Here is a 17702-nt window from a genome sequence, read left to right on the forward strand (position 1 = left end):
AACTATGTAATTCTTAAATAAGACTGGATTGATCCAGATAATTGCAACAATAGTCAATACAAAATATCTAATGATACTTTCCGTCCTGATGGCATATAACAGTCCTAGGAAAGCCAACAGGCTACCAATTATATCTTCATAGGCAAATAGATGTGTACTGATCATCGCTTCTGTTCACCTCCTTTAATAATAAAAGCTTAATTCAGTTTTTCTCTTTCTTTCCTACTTCTTCTCAGTTAAGTTTTGTAACAATAAATAACAAAAATAGACCACTACGATCAACTGAATCATTAACCAACTAGGCGTTACTTCACTTAACACTGTTTCTCCATAACTACTCCCTAACAACGCAAAAGTCAAAACCAAAAGTGCCTCTGGAATAAATGAGCGTGTTTTTTTGTAGAAACTTTCGATTAAAAGAACCACACCTGTCATTATAAAAAATAACGGTACAACCAAAATGTCATATATCAGATAAAAAAATCCACTATCATTTATAGAATAGCTAATTAGTTTAAATATGAATAAATTTTTCCATGTTACAGCTAAAATAATCCATAAAACGTATTTCATTGTATAGCGATCAGAGACAAATAAAATTACCGAAAGCAGAAAAATAAATAAAAAACCAAAGAAAACCATCTTTTTTACTCCCTTAACATTACTAATTGGTGAATATCAATTTAAGCTTTATCGCATCAAATAAAACTGGAAGTTCAAGCTAAACGCTTAAACTTCCAGTTTCCATTTTTCTCTATGGATAAATACGGTTTAACATACGTGGGAACGGAATCGCTTCACGAATATGTTCATTACCAGTAATGAACGTAACAGCACGTTCTAAACCTAATCCGAAGCCAGAATGTGGCACAGAACCGTATTTACGTAAATCTAAATACCAGCTGTATTCTTCTTCAGATAAGCCAAACTCAGCTACTTTTTCTTTCAAATAATCATAATCAGTTGCACGCTCTGAACCACCGATAATTTCACCATAACCTTCTGGTGCAATTAAATCGGCACAAATTACAACATCTTCACGTGTTGGATGTGGTTTCATATAGAAGGCTTTAATTGCTTTTGGATAATTTAAAATGAATGTTGGAACGCCATAGTAATTTGAAATAAAGGTTTCATGTGGGCTACCAAAGTCTTCGCCCCATTCAATGTGATCATAATCATTGTTTGCTTCTTCTTTTTGTAATAACTCAATCGCATCATCGTAAGTAATACGTTTGAATGGTTCCGAAACATATTTCTCTAGTAACGCTGTATCACGTTCTAAAACATCCAATGGATATTGTTGATTTTTCAATACCGATTTAATTAAATGTTTTACATAGGCTTCTTGAATATCTAGTGATTCTTCATGAGTTGTGTATGCCATTTCTGGTTCAATCATCCAGAATTCCGTTAAGTGACGACGAGTTTTGGATTTTTCCGCACGGAAAGTTGGTCCAAAAGTAAAGACTTTTCCAAATGCCATCGCACCAGCTTCTGCATATAATTGACCTGTTTGTGATAAGAATGCTGGTTGTCCGAAGTAATCTGTTTCAAATAATTCTGTTGTGCCTTCTGGTGCTGAGCCTGTTAAAATTGGGCTATCAATTTTAATGAATCCTTGTTCGTTAAAGAACTCGTAAGTAGCACGAATAATTTCGTTACGAACTAACATGATTGCATGTTGTTTGCTTGAACGTAACCATAAATGACGATGATCCATTAAGAAATCTGTGCCGTGTTCTTTCGGCGTAATTGGGTAATCTTCTGAAGCGCCAACGACTTCTAAATCAGTGATATCCATTTCATAGCCGAATTTAGAACGGCTATCTTCTTTGATAACACCAGTAACCATGACTGCTGTTTCTTGTGATAAATGTTTAATTTCTTGGAATTTTTCTGTACCAGCTTCTTCACCAAAGGCTCCAATGAAGTTTGGTTTGAACACGACACCTTGGAAAAAGGCTGTCCCGTCACGTAATTGTAAAAAGGCAATTTTTCCGCTTGAGCGTTTGTTAGCAATCCAAGCGCCAATTTTTACTGTTTCTCCAACATGTTTGTTTGAATCAATAATTTGAATTTGTTCCACGTTTGTCTCTCCGTTCATTTCTTAGTTTATTCTTTTAGGCGTTGTGCTGAATTCGTTTCTTTTCTATAAAGTCGTTCATTCGCTCAATCGCTTTTTCTAACGTCATTAAATCTGTCGCATAGCTCATCCGCACATGTTCTGGTGCACCAAAGCCCTCTCCCGTTACCAGAGCAACATGCGCTTCTTGTAATAAATCTTCCACCCAGTTAGTCACGTTATCATACCCACAAATTTCTAACGTTTTTTTGACATTCGGGAATAGATAAAAGGCGCCTTCAGGTTTTATTAGCGAAACGCCTGGCAAAGCTGCTACTTTTGGATAGATATGATTCAGGCGTTTTTCAAAGGCCTGACGCATGTCTTCAACTGTCGACTGTTCACCTGTTAAAGCCTCAATTGCCGCATATTGGCTAACCGCGACTGGATTACTGGTGGATTGTGAAGCGAGTTGTGTCATTGCTTGAATAATTTTTTCATCACCGACTGCAAAACCAATGCGCCAGCCTGTCATTGCATATGTTTTGGAAACACCATTAATAATGATTGTCTGTTGACGAATTGCTTCTGAGATGGTTGCAATTGGTGTGAACCGATGTCCATTGTACACCAAACGGCCATAAATATCATCTGCAATAATGAGGATATTATGAGCAACTGCCCATTCACCAATTTGGCGTAATTCTTCTTCCGTATAAATAACACCAGTTGGGTTAGATGGTGAATTTAAAATGATTGCTTTCGTTTTGTCTGTTCGTACAGCTTCTAATTGTGCGACTGATACTTTAAATGATTGCTCTTGCGTGCTTGATACAAATACTGGCTTGCCTTCTGCTAACTTGACTTGTTCACCATAACTTACCCAATAAGGGACAGGGATAATCACTTCGTCCCCAACGTTCAAAATGGCTTGAAATAATAGATATAGCGCATATTTGGCACCATCTGTCACAATAACTTGCTTGGGTTGATAACAAAGTTGATATTCTCGTTCCACATAAGAAACAATCGCTTGCTTTAATTCAGGAATACCGCCAGAAGGAGTGTAATAACTTGCTCTTCCATCCTCAATTGAAGCAATTGCTGCTTTTTGAATATTTTTCGGGGTTACAAAATCTGGTTCCCCAACCGTTAAGCTTAAAACATCTACACCTTTTGCTTTTAATGCTTTCGCTTTGGCGGCAGCTGCTAATGTAACAGAAGGAGTCAATTGCTGTGCTCGATTTGATACGTTCATACACCTTTCACTCCCACTTTCATCAAAACCTATCTAAATTAAATATCTTTGACAACGTTGATCTCTTCACCTTTATCAAAGCTCATCAGATAATACGTCAGTACTCCTTGATCATTTTCGGTGACCACTTCCCATGCAGGGCGCTTATCATAAAGCCCTAACGTAGCTTTCATCACCGATTCATCGGGATGGGCTTTAGCAACAATGTCTGTTATTTGTTGTTCAGTTTGACCATCTTTTTGATTTAAGACCGTGACTTTTTCTCCCGATTTAGGGACAATCACGACAATCTCTGTGCCTTTATCATTTTTGCCGGTTAAAGTAAAATACGTATTTTTGCGTGTAAACCAGTAAAATTTATCAACTGTTTCTAAATTAGCAGAAGTTTTGGCAATTGCGGTTGCTTCTTTTTTGGCTTGAGCCATTGGTTGATTGGTTCGTACAAAAAAGATAATTATTGTTACAAGAATTGCTAAAAGGATTGCCAATAGGGTTAAAAGGACAGTAATCCGTTTCTTCTCTTTCTTTTCTTCTAATTCCTCCAAAAATCCTTCCATCCTCTCTAAACTTACTGGGTCTTATTATAGCAGAAAAATAGCGGCCTTTCACAAATATGACCTAAAAATAATCAATTATTTGTTTAAAAATTCCTTTAATTCTTCTAAAATTTCAGGCATGGGCGCTTCTTTTACTGAGAGTCCCTTGGGAAACGCTTTGATTAATCGTTTGCCATATTTTGCAGTGACTAAACGACGATCCAGAATCAGCAATGCCCCTCTGTCTTCTTCAGAACGGATTAAACGGCCCAGTGCTTGTCGTAAACGTAAGGCTGCTTTTGGTACCGCTTCTTGAGCAAATGGTTGTATCCCTTCTGCTTCTAAATACGCATATTTTGCTTGCACAAGTGGTCGTTTCGGGTTTTCAAAAGGCAAACGCGTGACTATCAATAACTGTAAAGCTGTTCCTGGTAAGTCCACACCTTCCCAAAAGCTATCGGCTCCTAGCAAGACATTCGGTTTTCCATTAGAGAACCGTTTAAGAATTTTTTCACGACTGCCGCTAATCCCTTGGGCGAGGACCTCTTGTCCTTTTTCCAATAATCTTGGCTGGACTTGATGATACACGGTGGACAATAATTCATGCGAAGTAAAAAGAACCAACATCGAACGTTCCTCTTGCGCCATCAATTTTTCAATGGTATCTGAAATGTATTGACCCATTTCATAGGAAGAGGCATTTTGAATGGCTACTGCTTCTTCCGGTACATAGACTCGCGCATTTTCTGCATAGTTATATGGCGTTGGCAGGGTTTTGAACGTCACCTCTGTTAAACCTAACCGTTGCGGTAAATACTTTTTATTGTTGCCAAACTTCAATGTGCCGCTTGTATAAATAATTCGTTCATACCGCGGATACCACTTTGTTTCAGGAAGCAAACTAGCTTCTAAGTCATGAATTTCAATCAAGCCATGGTCATCATTTTGTGGTAAATATTCTTTTACCCAACGTGGACGCCAATCATCAAGATAAATGGTAAAACAGTGATGAATACGTTCAATTTCATCAAAAAATTGAAACAAGCGAACAAAAACGATGCGATCAGCCAAACTAAAGGTTTCCAACTGACTCATAATTGTTTGCTGTAACTTACTTTGAATAGTCAACAGCTCCTGCAGTAAAAGCTGGAGCGTTTGACTATGTTTTTCTCCCGCAGCAGATAAATAATCAATACGTTCTTTGGTTAAAAGCAACTCCTGATGGTCTATTCGCTTCTGCGTTTTACTAAATAAACGATGCAATTCAAAAAGAAAATCTTGCCATTCATCCACAAAATCCAGTAAACCTTGCTGATAAATTTTTACAAGCCGCTGCTCTTCAGAAAACTGTTGAAAAATTTGCTGTAAAGCAACAAAAAGTTGCTCTTTTTCAATAAAATGCGTGACTTGTTTTTTTAGTATCACACTGTTTACTCGTTCGCTCGCCATCCGACTAGCGATGTCTGGTAAATGATGTGCTTCATCAATAATTAGCCACGGACTTTCAGGTAATAACGGTTGTTTTCTTAGCGACTCTTGCGCCAAAAATGCATGATTAACAATCAACACGTTACTTTGAGCGACTTTTTTATACAGATGTCTTAAAAAGTCAACTTCATAAAGTTCATCTTTTTTTGAAAGAAAATCCAATCCGCGATGTGTAACTTCTTTCCAGAATAAATGATTTAAATTCGTCAATTGTAGTTCATCTAAATCGCCCGTTTCTGTTTCTAGCAACCAGACGAGAACGCCCATTTGATAAAGAGCGTATTGTTTTTGCGGAGTTGGCTGATTCAACGTTGCCTTAAAGCGTTGTAAATCAAGATAGTGTCGATGGCTTTTAATAACAATGCCTCGTAATTTCCCTTGGCAGATTTGATTGGCTAATGGTAAATCTTTTTCCACTAATTGATTTTGTAAAACAATCGAAACTGTTGAAATGATGACTGGTTTTTCTGGCGTTGCTAAATAGCTCATCGGCAACAGATAGCCTAATGTTTTTCCCGTTCCAGTCGCCGCTTCAATAAATAAATCTTTTGTCGTTCCTTCTGTAAAATGATGATAGACTAAATTCATCATCCGACTCTGTTCCGCACGATAAGCGAAACGTTCGCCAAACAGTTTTTCTTTGGCTTTTTTAGTTTTGGGATACGTGCTAGTCTGATAGAACGTTTCTTCAAAAAGAGGAACTTCTTTTTTGCGTAAAGCAATGCCACTGACCACTTGATAAGCTGGATTTAATGGTGTGACTTGTTTTTTCATTTGTTCATACGTTTGTTGAATAAAAGTACTGGTTTCCCGCGCTGTCTGTTGACTTAATTCCGCAATTTTTTCCATAGTGACTAATGGTAAAGATTTCATTTTTTCTTGAATTAATAACAAAAGTTCGGCTGTAACCTGCGCATCACTATCTGCTTGATGGGGATTCTCATGAGACAAACCTAAGCTTTCCGACAAATCACTTAAACGGAAACTTTTTTCTGTCGGTAAAAAAATCTGTGCCAATTCCACTGTATCAATGGCTGGAATGGTAAGTGGCGGCGTGCCACACCGTACCAGTTCACGAGCTAAAAAATTATAATCAAAGTGGACGTTATGCGCCACAAAAATAGTATCTTCCAGATAATGATAAATTGTATGTGCTACATCTTCAAAATAAGGCGCTTTTTGAACTTGCGTATTACTAATCCCCGTTAAACTTTGAATTTGTTTTGGTACTACTTGATTGGGATTCACATCTGTCGCAAAGTTCGCAATAATCTTTCCATCTTGAACGAGAACGCATCCAAACTGAATGATCCGATCACTTGTAGGATCTGTTCCAGTCGTTTCAAGGTCAACTACTGCATACACTTGTTTGTCTTTCAATGACTTCACGCCTTTCATTCATCTTTGAAAATTATACTACAATTTATAGGATTTTCACTAGTATTTCAAAAATTCTCTTGAAATCTTTTCCAGAAATAATAAGAAAGAGCCTGAAACAAAAATCCAAAGTGATTTTTGTTTCAGGCTTAAAAGCTGATAAATTGAACGGTTTTGTCTTACCTTCTCCTAAATAAACGATTAATAACAGTCAAGGATTTTCTGCATATACTGGTTTAATTGCCCATAGCCTTCCAATTCTCTAATTACTGGTAGCGGACAACGAACCTTTTTATTAAATAGTGTCCGCTTTTCAACATATTCTGTAACTTCGTCTAAAAATTTATCTAATCCTTTTTCTAGTTTCATACAACTTAACTGATTGCAAATTCGCACATCTCCTGCCTTTTTCTTTTGAACTTGTTTAAATGATTGTGAGAATGCTTTTGCTTCAAACATTTGTGCTTCTAACTGTCTTTTTTCAATCGTTATTTTCGGTACTGCTTGATTTCCATCAGTATCCTCTAACTGGCGACTCATAAAGCGACGATAAATTTCCTCTTCTAATTCGTCCAATTGTCGTTGAAAGTCCGCAGGAATTGTCCGACTTGATGAATTTTCTTTCTCACTTTCCATAGAGACAGCTTCTTTTTCTGACTTCTGCTCCTCCTCTTTTTCGGCAGACTTATTCACTGAATTTAACGAGCTTTTTTCTGTTTCTTGTGGAAAAGTAAATAAAGGTTTTGCCGCGGTACTCTGCTGGTTTTCTTGAGGTTCTTCTGGCAGCGCTTCTTTAAATGGCGCTAGTTCAGATAACACTGGTTCTTTCGCTGGTTCTTCAAGCGCTGGTTTGTTAACAGGAAGCTCTGCTTCACTTGTTGCTACAGTTGTTTCAACTTCTTGCTTTTCCAAATTATTAGGCGAGATATTGACGTCTGGTTGTTCCAGATTAGCATCCTCTGATACTTTCAGCGATGCCTGTTCTGCGGTTATCACAGGAGAAGCTCTTTTCAAATGGATCGTTTTTATTTGTCTAGAAATGACGGGATTTCTCGTTTGATTAACGGCTTCATTCAAGGAGGCTAAATTTTCTTTTAAAAGTGTCAACATTTCACGTAAGACAGCAATTTCACCAGCTAATTCCGTTATTTGATTTTCTTGCGGCACTACTTGCACATTGGTTTCATTCATACGGACTGTTTTTTTATTTTTAGTTGTCGGTATTTCATACATCCATTGTTTCAGTGCGAATCGTAAGTCACGAGTGGTCGGCTCAAAGCTTCCAAAATAAACAGTGTAGTACATTAACTCCGTTTCAACATAGACATAAATCTTTTTAACAATTAACTCTTCAAACTGTTCTGATTCATCCCAACTTTCACATAAAGCCTCAAAAAATTGTTCCCCTTCTGCTAAATTTTGGTACTCTTTCGCTAAATAAAGCTTGCGAATTAAGTAAAAATTATACGGTGTTTCAACATTATCCGCATAAATTTCTCGTCCTAAAAAATCTGGATTCGTTTCTTTACAAAGAAAGACCGTTTTCTCTTCTGGTTGTGTTTCAAGTGTTTTAGTCATGAGGTTCACTTCCTTTTTCTCCGTTAATAACCATTTTTTAATGATAGATACCTTTAGTATACAGGAGAAATTCTTCTGATTTTCTCATATTTTTAAGAGACAATAGAAATTTTAGAGAAAAATCGACAGAAAAAAACGTGAGACAAACAGTCCTGCTGACCATTTATCTCACGCAAAATACTTATACTGACTATTTTATTCTTGAAACATGTAACCAATTATTCTGCTGAATCAATTGGCAAAATCGTGTCTTTTTTCTCGCGACGTGCAATTGCTGGTAAAATCATTCCTAATAGAATTAAGACGATTGGTGTCACAATGTTAGAAGCTAATTGGAACAACCAGCCTTGGGGATCTGAGGCATACTCAAATTTAGGCACCATTCCTAAGATACAAGCAAAGGCTGTAAATAGGAAACACCAGAGACCAAACACAAAACCAATTTTAGGATTTTTAACAAATTTATATTCTGAATTAAATTGTTTGTACGCTTTGTTTAGAAGCATATAGGCAAAGAAGACCCACAAGTAACGCATTGGCATAACTACAGAATTTAAGTTAGTTAGCCATTTAACCACTTCGTTCATGTCCTTCAACCCAAACATCGGTAAAGCAATAATAATACTTACTAAAATACCTGTTAATAAGTAACCATTAATTAACGTACCTTTTTTCGTACGTTTACGTAACCAACTTGGAACAAATTCTGGATCTGCTTCAGCTAAAAGAATTTTCAGTGGAGCATCAATTGAAAAGGCTAACGCAGCCACTTGACCCACTGTATTCGTCAAAGCATAAACAATCATTAAGAGATTACCGACACCATAATATGCGCCTAATTTTTGGAAGGCACTGTAGGCACCATTTGCCATTAAATCTTTAGGAATATTGTCACTTGAGAATAACATTCCCATTGCAAATGAACCTAAAACAGCCGATAAACCAACCATTGCCGCTAGGAAAATCATTCCTTTAGGGAACTCTTTGGCTGGATTTTTAGTTGCATTTACGTAAGGAGAAATTTTTTCAGCGCCACCTACCGCAAAAACTAACATTGATACGGTTGTAAAATAACTAAAATCAAATTTAGGAATGTAGGTGCTGACTTGTGACATGTTTGGCGTCGCAAATTCAACCGTTGAATTAATAAATGGTGCGCCTACCGCTAATAAAATGAATAAAATAGACATCACAAACATGGCGGTTCCAGCTAAACCACCAATAACTTTTAAGGTGGTTAACCCTTTTGTTGATAATAACAAGAAAACCAAGAAAATTATTAATGAAATAAATGATACCGTTACGATTGGCATCGTATTGACTAGGTTTCCATTCCCTTGAACTGCCCAACCTAAGGCAATTAAAATTGCTTGTGGTTTTTGTGCCAAGTAAGGAATGTGCACTACCCAATAAGTCCATGCTGCATAATAGGCTAGACGTTTAGTACTGGTGTTTTGCACCCACGAACTAACCCCACCATTGCTGTCTTTAAATGTTGAACCTAATTGTCCTACGATTAACGCATAGGGAATAAAATATAAAACTAAAATCAAAAGCCATGAAGTGACCACTGAAATCCCTTGTTGTGCATAATTATTCACAACATTTCCAAGACCCCAGACCATGTTAAAGGCAATTAACCCGACGGTGAACCATCGTAATTGCTTTTTGTCCATATAACCAATTCCTTTCTTATTAAAAAAAATAAAGCTCTTCATTTATCATAAGCATTTTACTTTTTATGCACAAGCTCAACATAATTAAATAAAGATGGCTTTTTAATAAGTAATTAAAACGCTTCTAGCAATGATTTTCTAATTTATTTGATGACTAAAACAGGCCGGTGAATAAGTTGCTTCACCGGCCTTTTTCTAAGAGATTTTTCTTTTATAACATATCAAATAATGATAATTGGTTTTCATCTGGCAAGTCTTTTAAGACACCATTTTCATTCATGTATTCAATCAACGTTTTAGAAACTTTGCCTCGTGTTGCCAAATCTTCTTTCGACAAGAACGGTTGCTCTTCTCGCGCAGCGACAATGGCTTTCGCTACGTTGAGTCCTAAACTTGGCACTGCTCGGAAAGGTGCAATCAAGGTATCCCCTTCAATCACAAAATTTTCAGCATCCGATTTGTACAAATCGATCATGCCAAATTTATAGCCCCGTTCCAGCATTTCATTACATAATTCTAAAACCGTTAATAAGTTTTTCTCTTTAGTGGAGGCGTCCATCCCTTTGTCCGTAATTTCTTTCATTCGTGCTTTCACAGCTTCTTTCCCTTGTGACATTGCCACTAAGTCGAAGTCATCCGCCCGAACGGAGAAAAACGCACAGTAATATAAGATTGGGAAATAAACTTTAAAGTAAGCGACCCGCAACGCCATTAATACGTATGCTGCCGCATGGGCTTTCGGGAACATATATTTAATTTTAGAACAAGAATCAATATACCAGTCAGGGACGTTGTTTTCTTTCATCGCATTTAAATACGTATCCCGTAGTTCATCAGGAATCTTATTCCATTGTCCTTTACGTACCGTTTCCATAATCTTAAAGGCCATCCCACTGTCCAAACCAGCATGAATTAAATATACCATGATATCATCCCGACAACCAATTACTTCAGCAAGATTGGCTTCGCCACGGCGAATCAACTCTTCTGCATTCCCTAACCACACATCGGTTCCGTGAGACAGTCCAGAAATTTGAAGTAATTCTGCAAAAGTTGATGGATGGGTCTGTTCTAACATACCTCGAACGAAACGTGTCCCAAATTCAGGAATTCCTAACGTTCCTGTTTTAGAATAAATTTGCTCTGCATCCACACCTAGAACATCAGGTCCTTCAAAAATACGCATCACTTCTGGATCGTCTGTTGGGATTGTTTTTGGCTCAATCCCAGATAAATCTTGTAACATCCGAATCACGGTTGGATCATCATGTCCCAGAATATCAAGTTTTAAAATATTATCGTGAATAGAATGGAAATCAAAGTGCGTCGTTTTCCATTCTGCCTCTTGATCATCTGCAGGGTATTGGATTGGCGTAAAATCATAAACATCCATGTAATCAGGAATTACAATAATACCGCCGGGATGCTGCCCAGTCGTCCGTTTAACCCCTGTTGAACCTTTAGCTAAGCGATCAATTTCAGCGCCGCGCAAATGTAAATTATGATCTCTTTCATATCCTTTAACAAAGCCATACGCTGTTTTGTCGGCTACTGTACCAATGGTTCCTGCCCGGTAGACATATTCTTCACCAAAAAGAACTTTCGTGTAGTTATGGGCTTCGGCTTGATAATCGCCAGAAAAGTTCAAATCGATATCGGGAACTTTGTCGCCATGGAACCCTAAGAACGTTTCAAAAGGAATGTCGTGACCATCTTTAAACAATCGAGCACCACATTTTGGACAGGCTTTTTCAGGCATATCAAACCCTGAACCATAGGAACCATCTTCATAGAACTCAGAATATTGACACTCAGGACAATAATAATGTGGCGCTAAAGGATTTACTTCAGTAATCCCTGTCATTGTCGCAACAAAACTCGAACCGACAGAGCCCCGTGAACCGACTAAATAGCCGTCTTCATTACTTTTATGCACCAGTTTTTGAGAAATTAAATAAATGACCGAGAAACCATTCCCGTTAATCGAATTCAGTTCCTTTTCTAACCGTTTTTCGACAATTTCTGGTAAAGGATCGCCATACAATTCGCGCGCACGATTGTAGCTTAAATCAGTGATCTCTTGTTCAGACCCAGGAATTTTTGGCGTATACAAATCGTCTTTTACTGGAATAACTTCTTCACATAAATCAGCGACTTTGTTGGGATTTTCTACTACAATTCGCTTAGCGACGTCTTGTCCTAAAAATTGAAATTCCGTTAACATTTCATCGGTGGTTCTGAAATGAACCTTTGGTAAACTATGGCGATTTAACGGATTAGCGCCACCCATAGACCCGACTAAAATTTTCCGATAGATGGCATCTTCTTCATTTAAATAATGAACATTTCCAGTGGCGACAACCAGCTTGCCAAGTTCGTCACCGATTTTCACTAGATTACTAATAATTTCTTCCAAATCTGCTTCATTTTTCACCAATTCTTGTTCAATTAATGGCGCGTAAACTGGTTTGGGCATAACTTCAATATAATCGTAGAATTTGGCACGATTTTTTGCTTCTTCGACACCTTTTTGCATCATTGCTTCAAAAATTTCGCCGTTTGAACATGCGGAACCGATTAAAAGTCCTTCTCTTAACTTCGATAATTGCGAACGAGGAATCCGTGGTACTCGGAAAAAATAATCTACATTGGACATGGAAATTAATTTAAAAAGATTTTTTAATCCTGCTTGAGTTGTTGCTAAAATCGTTGCATGGAAAGGTCGAGCTCGTTTGTATGAGTCTCCTTCGCCAATATGACGATTCAAATCATCATGGAAATGCATATCATGATTCTCTTTCGCTTCTTTTAAGAAAATCCAGCACAAATGACCTGTTGATTCCGAGTCATAGATGGCGCGGTGATGTTGTTCTAAGTTGACGCCAAATTTTTTCGATAAGGTATTTAGACGATGGCTTTTGAAATGTGGATACAAGAATCTGGATAATTCTAATGTATCGATGACGGGATTAGCCGCTTCAGGTATTCCATGTTTGCCATAACTTGTATTTAAGAACCCCATATCAAAAGAAGCGTTGTGGGCCACTAAAATAGTTCCTTCTGAAAACTCTTTAAACATGCGTAAAACTTCTTCTTCGGATTTTGAACCGCGCACCATTTCATCTGTAATCCCAGTTAAATTGATTGTCGTTTGAGATAATGGATGGCCAGGATCAATAAACTGCTCAAAAGTCTCAATGACATTTCCTTTGTGCATTTTGACTGCGGCCAATTCAATAATTGTATCATAAACAGCGGAAAGCCCCGTTGTTTCCACGTCAAAGACCACATAGGTAGCATCTGTTAATTCAATATGTTCTTCGTTGTAAGCAATGGGTACACCATCATCAACAATATTGGCTTCCACGCCGTATAAAATTTTAACGCCTGCTTTTTTACCTGCAGCATGGGCATCAGGAAACGCTTGGGCGCCGCCATGATCCGTAATTGCGATGGCCTTGTGACCCCATTTCCCCGCTTGCGCCACCAAGTCACCGACTTTATTGGTCGCATCCATTGTACTCATGTTACTATGCATGTGTAATTCTACACGTTTTTCACCTTCTGGCGCGTAGTCTTTTCTTGGCGCATGGGCGACTTCCATCAAATCTTGAGCATTCATGACTAAATCACGCATGAAGGTATCTTCTTGTACACTACCACGAACACGAATCCAACTTTGCGGTTGAATCGCATCAAAAACTTGTTCATCTTTTTCCCCATTCGAAAATTTCTTCACCACGAAAGAGGAAGTATAATCAGTTATTTTCAAAATTAAAATTTTTCGTTTAGAACGCAATTCACGCACTTCTTTATCAAAAATAAAGCCTTCAATCGTTATCCGACGTTCTTCTTCCAGTATATTTCCCATTGGCATAACGGGTTCATCATTGGGAATATTCCGACCTAAACGAATTGGACCATCAAACGCAGGCGCTTGTTGTTGTTTTTCTTTTTTCATTTGTTCATGTTTAACAAGCGATTCAGCAGCTTGTTGTTGAAAGGCTGCGGCTTGTTCTAATTTTTGCTCTTCAAACTTTTTCAGCACTTCTGCAGCTTGCTGTTGATCCATTTTTGGTTCAATATGAAATTTAGGAAACCCGTAAGAGAAATAAAGTTCCTCAATAATTGGTAAATATTGTTGCTTCAAATAAGGAATAACTGCTTCATTATCAACAGGTAAAATAATTTTCCGATCTTCAAATTGTGGTGTCTGTGTTTTTAAGACTTTCTGAACTAACGGCGTATTGCATTGACTATTTAACAAGGCCAACTGCCAATAATCCGTTAATTGTTCCTCTGTAAATGTTGTCTGATTTGTGGTTATTTGAACGGAAACCTGCGCAATTTGTTGAAAAGCTAGTTCCAATTGTTGCATAAATGTTTGATATAGCATCACTGGCATCAATTCATCAAAACTTAAATGAAATTCCCATAAGCGACTTTGTTGGTGAACAATGACCTTGTCAATCCGGCCATTTTGAATTAAGGGATGTTCTTTCGCTGTGTCATCTAACTGAATTTGCGTCATCAGTTTATCAAATAAATCGCGTGCTTTTTCTGTCACAAAATGAACCTCCTTCTATCATTGAAAAAAGGCCCTCAGACAAATCTGTCAAGTGCCTTTTTTCGGTTTCTCTGCATTCGCTTCTCTATTAAGTATACTCGTTTTTTGTAAAAAAACAATCTTGTTCCGTCACTGGCTTGCTAAAAATTAGAGAACAAGAATAATGTACTCCTGAAGAATTCCATTATTTGTTTGAACATATTGAACAAAAAGACATCCTGTCAATCCGTATTTACCAATCCCTTACAAATCTATTCTTGCCATTTCTTCCAATTTCTCAATCTCTTTTCGATAATTTTTCCGCATGGCTTGTTCTGTTTCTTCTAGGATTGAAACAAACCGATTTTCTGTTCGTTTCACTTCATCTAAACTGGTGGCTATTTGATGATGAAACATTCGTTTGTCCCAAGTATCATTTCTAGTAAAATAAGCCACCTTGTCTACTAGTTGGTTCGTTTGTTGTCTAAATCGCTGGATTTCAGTGAAAACATGTTGCTGTTGTTGATTGATTCTGCGCTTTTCTTGATAATAGTTGTCTTCAATCATCTGGTAACTGCGGCGTTTTTCTTCCGGTGTCATCTCTTAACCTCCTTTTGCTGGTGTTTTTAAATTTGCGTCAGGAATCGCTTTCAAATAATGGCTCGCTGCGTCCGCCACTTGCCCTTGGAAGGCACCTTTTAAGGAAGAAGGCAAGGTAGTTTTTGATTGTTTGCTCATCAATTCTGAAAGTTTCTTGATTGTATGTGTGGAGGTTTGTTTGATGGTTGCGATTCTGGTTTGTTTTGCTGTAATCACAGCTTGAATGGCTTGGCGTTCTTGTATCTTTTGTACACGTTCTAATTCCAATTGAAGTTCTCTTTCCAGTTCATCCATGTGCAACATCCTTTCATCTCTGTGCAAATAACTGATTACCTGCTTGGCGATCATATTCTTGAATATTTTTAGCCGCAGTTGTTAACTTTTCACTAAATGTCATCAGTTTTTGATTATATTGTTGAACTCGTTTCCGATTGTGACTGGCCTGTGCCTCGTTCCACAAACGACTTTTTTCATAGGGTGCAATCATTGCTTGGACCTCAGAATAAGACAAATATTGTCTTATTTCATTGGCACTTGTTAAAATTTCCTTGGAAATTTCTGCTAACGCTTGTTCTGTGTCTTGCTGGCTTTGTTTCAACAATTTCTCCGCTTCTTCACCGATTGTCCTAGCCTGATTAGCTACCTGTAATGCCAAGTCTGCTCGTAACTTGATTTTTTGACCGCCAGAAGCACTGGCAATTTTTGTATGTAAAGAACGAATAGCTTTATCAGTACCAGATTTTAATTTTTCCAAATTCGCATTCGTTTGCGCAAATTCGCCATAGAGTTCTAAGTACTCCTGCACTCGTTTTTTCGCTTCGGCTTCATTATTTGTGGTGGGATCCCAGTCGCCATTTTTCTTTGCCCAGACTTTCGCTGCTAACTTGACTTGCTCCAAAGTCATATTCGGTGCGAAAATGCCATCTTTGGCTAAACGATCCAAATCCAAGTCGTCTCCATCAAAATAGTTAGCTAAAGTATTATGTTCACCAACCCCTGAAATCGAAGAAATCGTGCCATATTTACTATCACGTCCTGACAGTGCTGCCCACGAATCATTTTGGTAGCGAATCAAAAATTCTGGATTTTCTTGTAGCCACTGTTTTTCACTCGTCGTTAAACGTTCAAATTGATTGCGGCCCCAATCATCAAAACTGGTGGTACGAAAGCCCATTTCTTGCCCGTATTTCCCTGCCATTTTCATCATGTAGCCACCTGATTGACTAAAGCCTGCAACATCGGTAATTGTGCCGTTTTGCGAGGCGATTTTTTGCTGCGTTTGTTTTAAAAATTTTTCAGCTTCCTGATATTCTTCAGAAAGTCCACCTACGAAAGCTATCCCAGCTGTTTCAAAGCCTTTTTTACCTTCATCCCCAAAGGAATTGGTACCAGCGTACACGACAGCGACGTTGTTATAGTCAGGTTTACCTTGGTCATCTAAAGGCGCGATGGCCATGGCATTTAGTTGGCTGGATTGGGTGCTGGCGGCTTTGTTTATAAGGTAATAATCTTCCTCTAGCCCTTGAATAGATATTTTATTTCCATTTTCTCTATTTTGAACGATTTTTTTTGCTGAATCTATTGATTTTGCTAAAACTTCAGTAGTCATTTCATCACTCACTAAAACATGCCTCCTAATAAACTAATTCATGAATCTCTAAATTAGAGATTACTTTTGCATTTGAACTTCCTTCAGAAGATTTTTTAATTTTTTTAGACTCTGATATCTCTAATTTGTCTCCTATATTCAAGCCTTTTGTTGCATTTTCTACCTCCAACACTAAAATAGAATCTATTTTTTGAGGTCTTAGATAATCTAATTGAATATATTTTTCAAGTTTATCATCGTACTCAGTATTGTAATTTAACGTAAACGACATCGTAAAATAATTATCCTCAGATACATAAATTCTCACGTCACTATCCACATAATTCCCCAACAACGATGTCCCATACTCTTTTGCATTCCGCCATTCCACGCCAACACCTTGCCACTCAATCTTCTCAATGCCTTCATAGTTTTCTACTAAATAGTTCGATACATATTTTTGAATCAAATCGATCCCTTGTTGGTAATCCTTTTCTATTGCTTTTTTATCCATGTATTGTTTTCCTCCTATTCCTAAAATAATTAACACGACAGTAGCTAAACCAATTAGCCACCATTTTCTTTTTTTCACTGGCTTTCCTCCTTTCTTTTTTATGTACACTAATTTTTTAAAACTTCTATGTTAAGATATTCTGGCTTCCTGATATTCTTCAGAAAGTCCACCTACAAAAGCTGTTCCAGCTGTTTCAAAGCCTTTTTTACCTTCATCCCCAAAGGAATTGGTACCAGCGTACACGACAGCGACGTTGTTATAGTCAGGTTTACCTTGGTCATCTAAAGGCGCGATGGCCATGGCATTTAGTTGGCTGGATTGGGTGCTGGCGGCTTTGTTTATAAGTTGAAAGCTTTCCTTTCGTTGATTAATTTCTAACTTGAATTCTTCTCCGATTCTAATCTCTTTTACTCTATCTTTGGTGTCGTCAATTGCTTTAGCTAACACTTCTGTTGTAATTTCATTGCTCATTACAC

13 protein-coding genes are annotated in these 17702 nt (G+C 37.6%); all 13 read right to left on the reverse strand.

Annotated features, from left to right (window positions below):
* Window positions 1-222 precede the first annotated feature (222 nt).
* The 13 genes from IGL48_RS09620 to IGL48_RS09680 all read right to left on the reverse strand — a co-directional run bounded on the left by IGL48_RS09620 (window position 223) and on the right by IGL48_RS09680 (window position 17697).
* Window positions 223-642, reverse strand: a complete 420-nt coding sequence (locus tag IGL48_RS09620) for a hypothetical protein (protein ID WP_002367000.1) — start codon at window positions 640-642, stop codon at window positions 223-225.
* Between the two features lie 112 nt (window positions 643-754).
* Window positions 755-2107 (reverse strand): asparagine--tRNA ligase, encoded by a 1353-nt coding sequence (gene asnS, locus IGL48_RS09625; protein ID WP_002384257.1) that lies wholly within the window; start codon window positions 2105-2107, stop codon window positions 755-757.
* A 16-nt stretch (window positions 2108-2123) separates the two neighbouring features.
* The gene (locus IGL48_RS09630) at window positions 2124-3323 is read right to left on the reverse strand and encodes a pyridoxal phosphate-dependent aminotransferase (RefSeq protein WP_002384256.1); all 1200 of its coding nucleotides are present in this window, start codon (window positions 3321-3323) and stop codon (window positions 2124-2126) included.
* 38 nt (window positions 3324-3361) lie between these two features.
* A complete protein-coding gene (locus IGL48_RS09635) occupies window positions 3362-3880 on the reverse strand; it encodes a DUF5590 domain-containing protein (RefSeq protein ID WP_002382785.1) in 519 nt (172 codons plus the stop codon).
* 75 nt (window positions 3881-3955) lie between these two features.
* Window positions 3956-6745 (reverse strand): ATP-dependent DNA helicase DinG, encoded by a 2790-nt coding sequence (locus IGL48_RS09640; protein WP_021732988.1) that lies wholly within the window; start codon window positions 6743-6745, stop codon window positions 3956-3958.
* Between the two features lie 180 nt (window positions 6746-6925).
* Entirely contained in the window at window positions 6926-8302 is a 1377-nt protein-coding gene (locus IGL48_RS09645) for a hypothetical protein (protein ID WP_010824805.1), read from the reverse strand.
* A gap of 218 nt (window positions 8303-8520) precedes the next feature.
* Window positions 8521-9978: an amino acid permease gene (locus IGL48_RS09650; protein ID WP_002356790.1), complete on the reverse strand. Its 1458-nt coding sequence runs from the start codon at window positions 9976-9978 to the stop codon at window positions 8521-8523.
* A 211-nt stretch (window positions 9979-10189) separates the two neighbouring features.
* The gene (locus IGL48_RS09655; RefSeq protein ID WP_002384252.1) at window positions 10190-14545 is read right to left on the reverse strand and encodes a PolC-type DNA polymerase III; all 4356 of its coding nucleotides are present in this window, start codon (window positions 14543-14545) and stop codon (window positions 10190-10192) included.
* A gap of 243 nt (window positions 14546-14788) precedes the next feature.
* Window positions 14789-15124 (reverse strand): hypothetical protein, encoded by a 336-nt coding sequence (locus tag IGL48_RS09660; protein WP_002384251.1) that lies wholly within the window; start codon window positions 15122-15124, stop codon window positions 14789-14791.
* Between the two features lie 3 nt (window positions 15125-15127).
* Window positions 15128-15418: a hypothetical protein gene (locus IGL48_RS09665; protein WP_010815196.1), complete on the reverse strand. Its 291-nt coding sequence runs from the start codon at window positions 15416-15418 to the stop codon at window positions 15128-15130.
* Window positions 15419-15431: 13 nt separating this feature from the next.
* Window positions 15432-16745: a hypothetical protein gene (locus IGL48_RS09670; RefSeq protein WP_202518452.1), complete on the reverse strand. Its 1314-nt coding sequence runs from the start codon at window positions 16743-16745 to the stop codon at window positions 15432-15434.
* A gap of 13 nt (window positions 16746-16758) precedes the next feature.
* On the reverse strand, window positions 16759-17304 hold the full coding sequence (locus IGL48_RS09675) for a hypothetical protein (protein WP_113825967.1): 546 nt from the start codon (window positions 17302-17304) through the stop codon (window positions 16759-16761).
* 51 nt (window positions 17305-17355) lie between these two features.
* Window positions 17356-17697 (reverse strand): hypothetical protein, encoded by a 342-nt coding sequence (locus IGL48_RS09680; RefSeq protein WP_002384246.1) that lies wholly within the window; start codon window positions 17695-17697, stop codon window positions 17356-17358.
* Between the last annotated feature and the right edge of the window lie 5 nt (window positions 17698-17702).

The organism is Enterococcus sp. DIV1090 (assembly GCF_050537975.1).
GTDB lineage: Bacteria > Bacillota > Bacilli > Lactobacillales > Enterococcaceae > Enterococcus > Enterococcus faecalis.

Bases quoted from the DNA above. Each gene is read 5' to 3' on its own strand.
- IGL48_RS09660 (WP_002384251.1), bottom strand. From the start codon at position 15,124: ATGACACCGGAAGAAAAACGCCGCAGTTACCAGATGATTGAAGACAAC.
- IGL48_RS09650 (WP_002356790.1), bottom strand. From the start codon at position 9,978: ATGGACAAAAAGCAATTACGATGGTTCACCGTCGGGTTAATTGCCTTT.
- IGL48_RS09665 (WP_010815196.1), bottom strand. From the start codon at position 15,418: ATGGATGAACTGGAAAGAGAACTTCAATTGGAATTAGAACGTGTACAA.
- IGL48_RS09620 (WP_002367000.1), bottom strand. From the start codon at position 642: ATGGTTTTCTTTGGTTTTTTATTTATTTTTCTGCTTTCGGTAATTTTA.
- IGL48_RS09680 (WP_002384246.1), bottom strand. From the start codon at position 17,697: ATGAGCAATGAAATTACAACAGAAGTGTTAGCTAAAGCAATTGACGAC.
- IGL48_RS09645 (WP_010824805.1), bottom strand. From the start codon at position 8,302: ATGACTAAAACACTTGAAACACAACCAGAAGAGAAAACGGTCTTTCTT.
- asnS (WP_002384257.1), bottom strand. From the start codon at position 2,107: ATGAACGGAGAGACAAACGTGGAACAAATTCAAATTATTGATTCAAAC.
- IGL48_RS09640 (WP_021732988.1), bottom strand. From the start codon at position 6,745: ATGAAAGGCGTGAAGTCATTGAAAGACAAACAAGTGTATGCAGTAGTT.
- IGL48_RS09635 (WP_002382785.1), bottom strand. From the start codon at position 3,880: ATGGAAGGATTTTTGGAGGAATTAGAAGAAAAGAAAGAGAAGAAACGG.
- IGL48_RS09630 (WP_002384256.1), bottom strand. From the start codon at position 3,323: ATGAACGTATCAAATCGAGCACAGCAATTGACTCCTTCTGTTACATTA.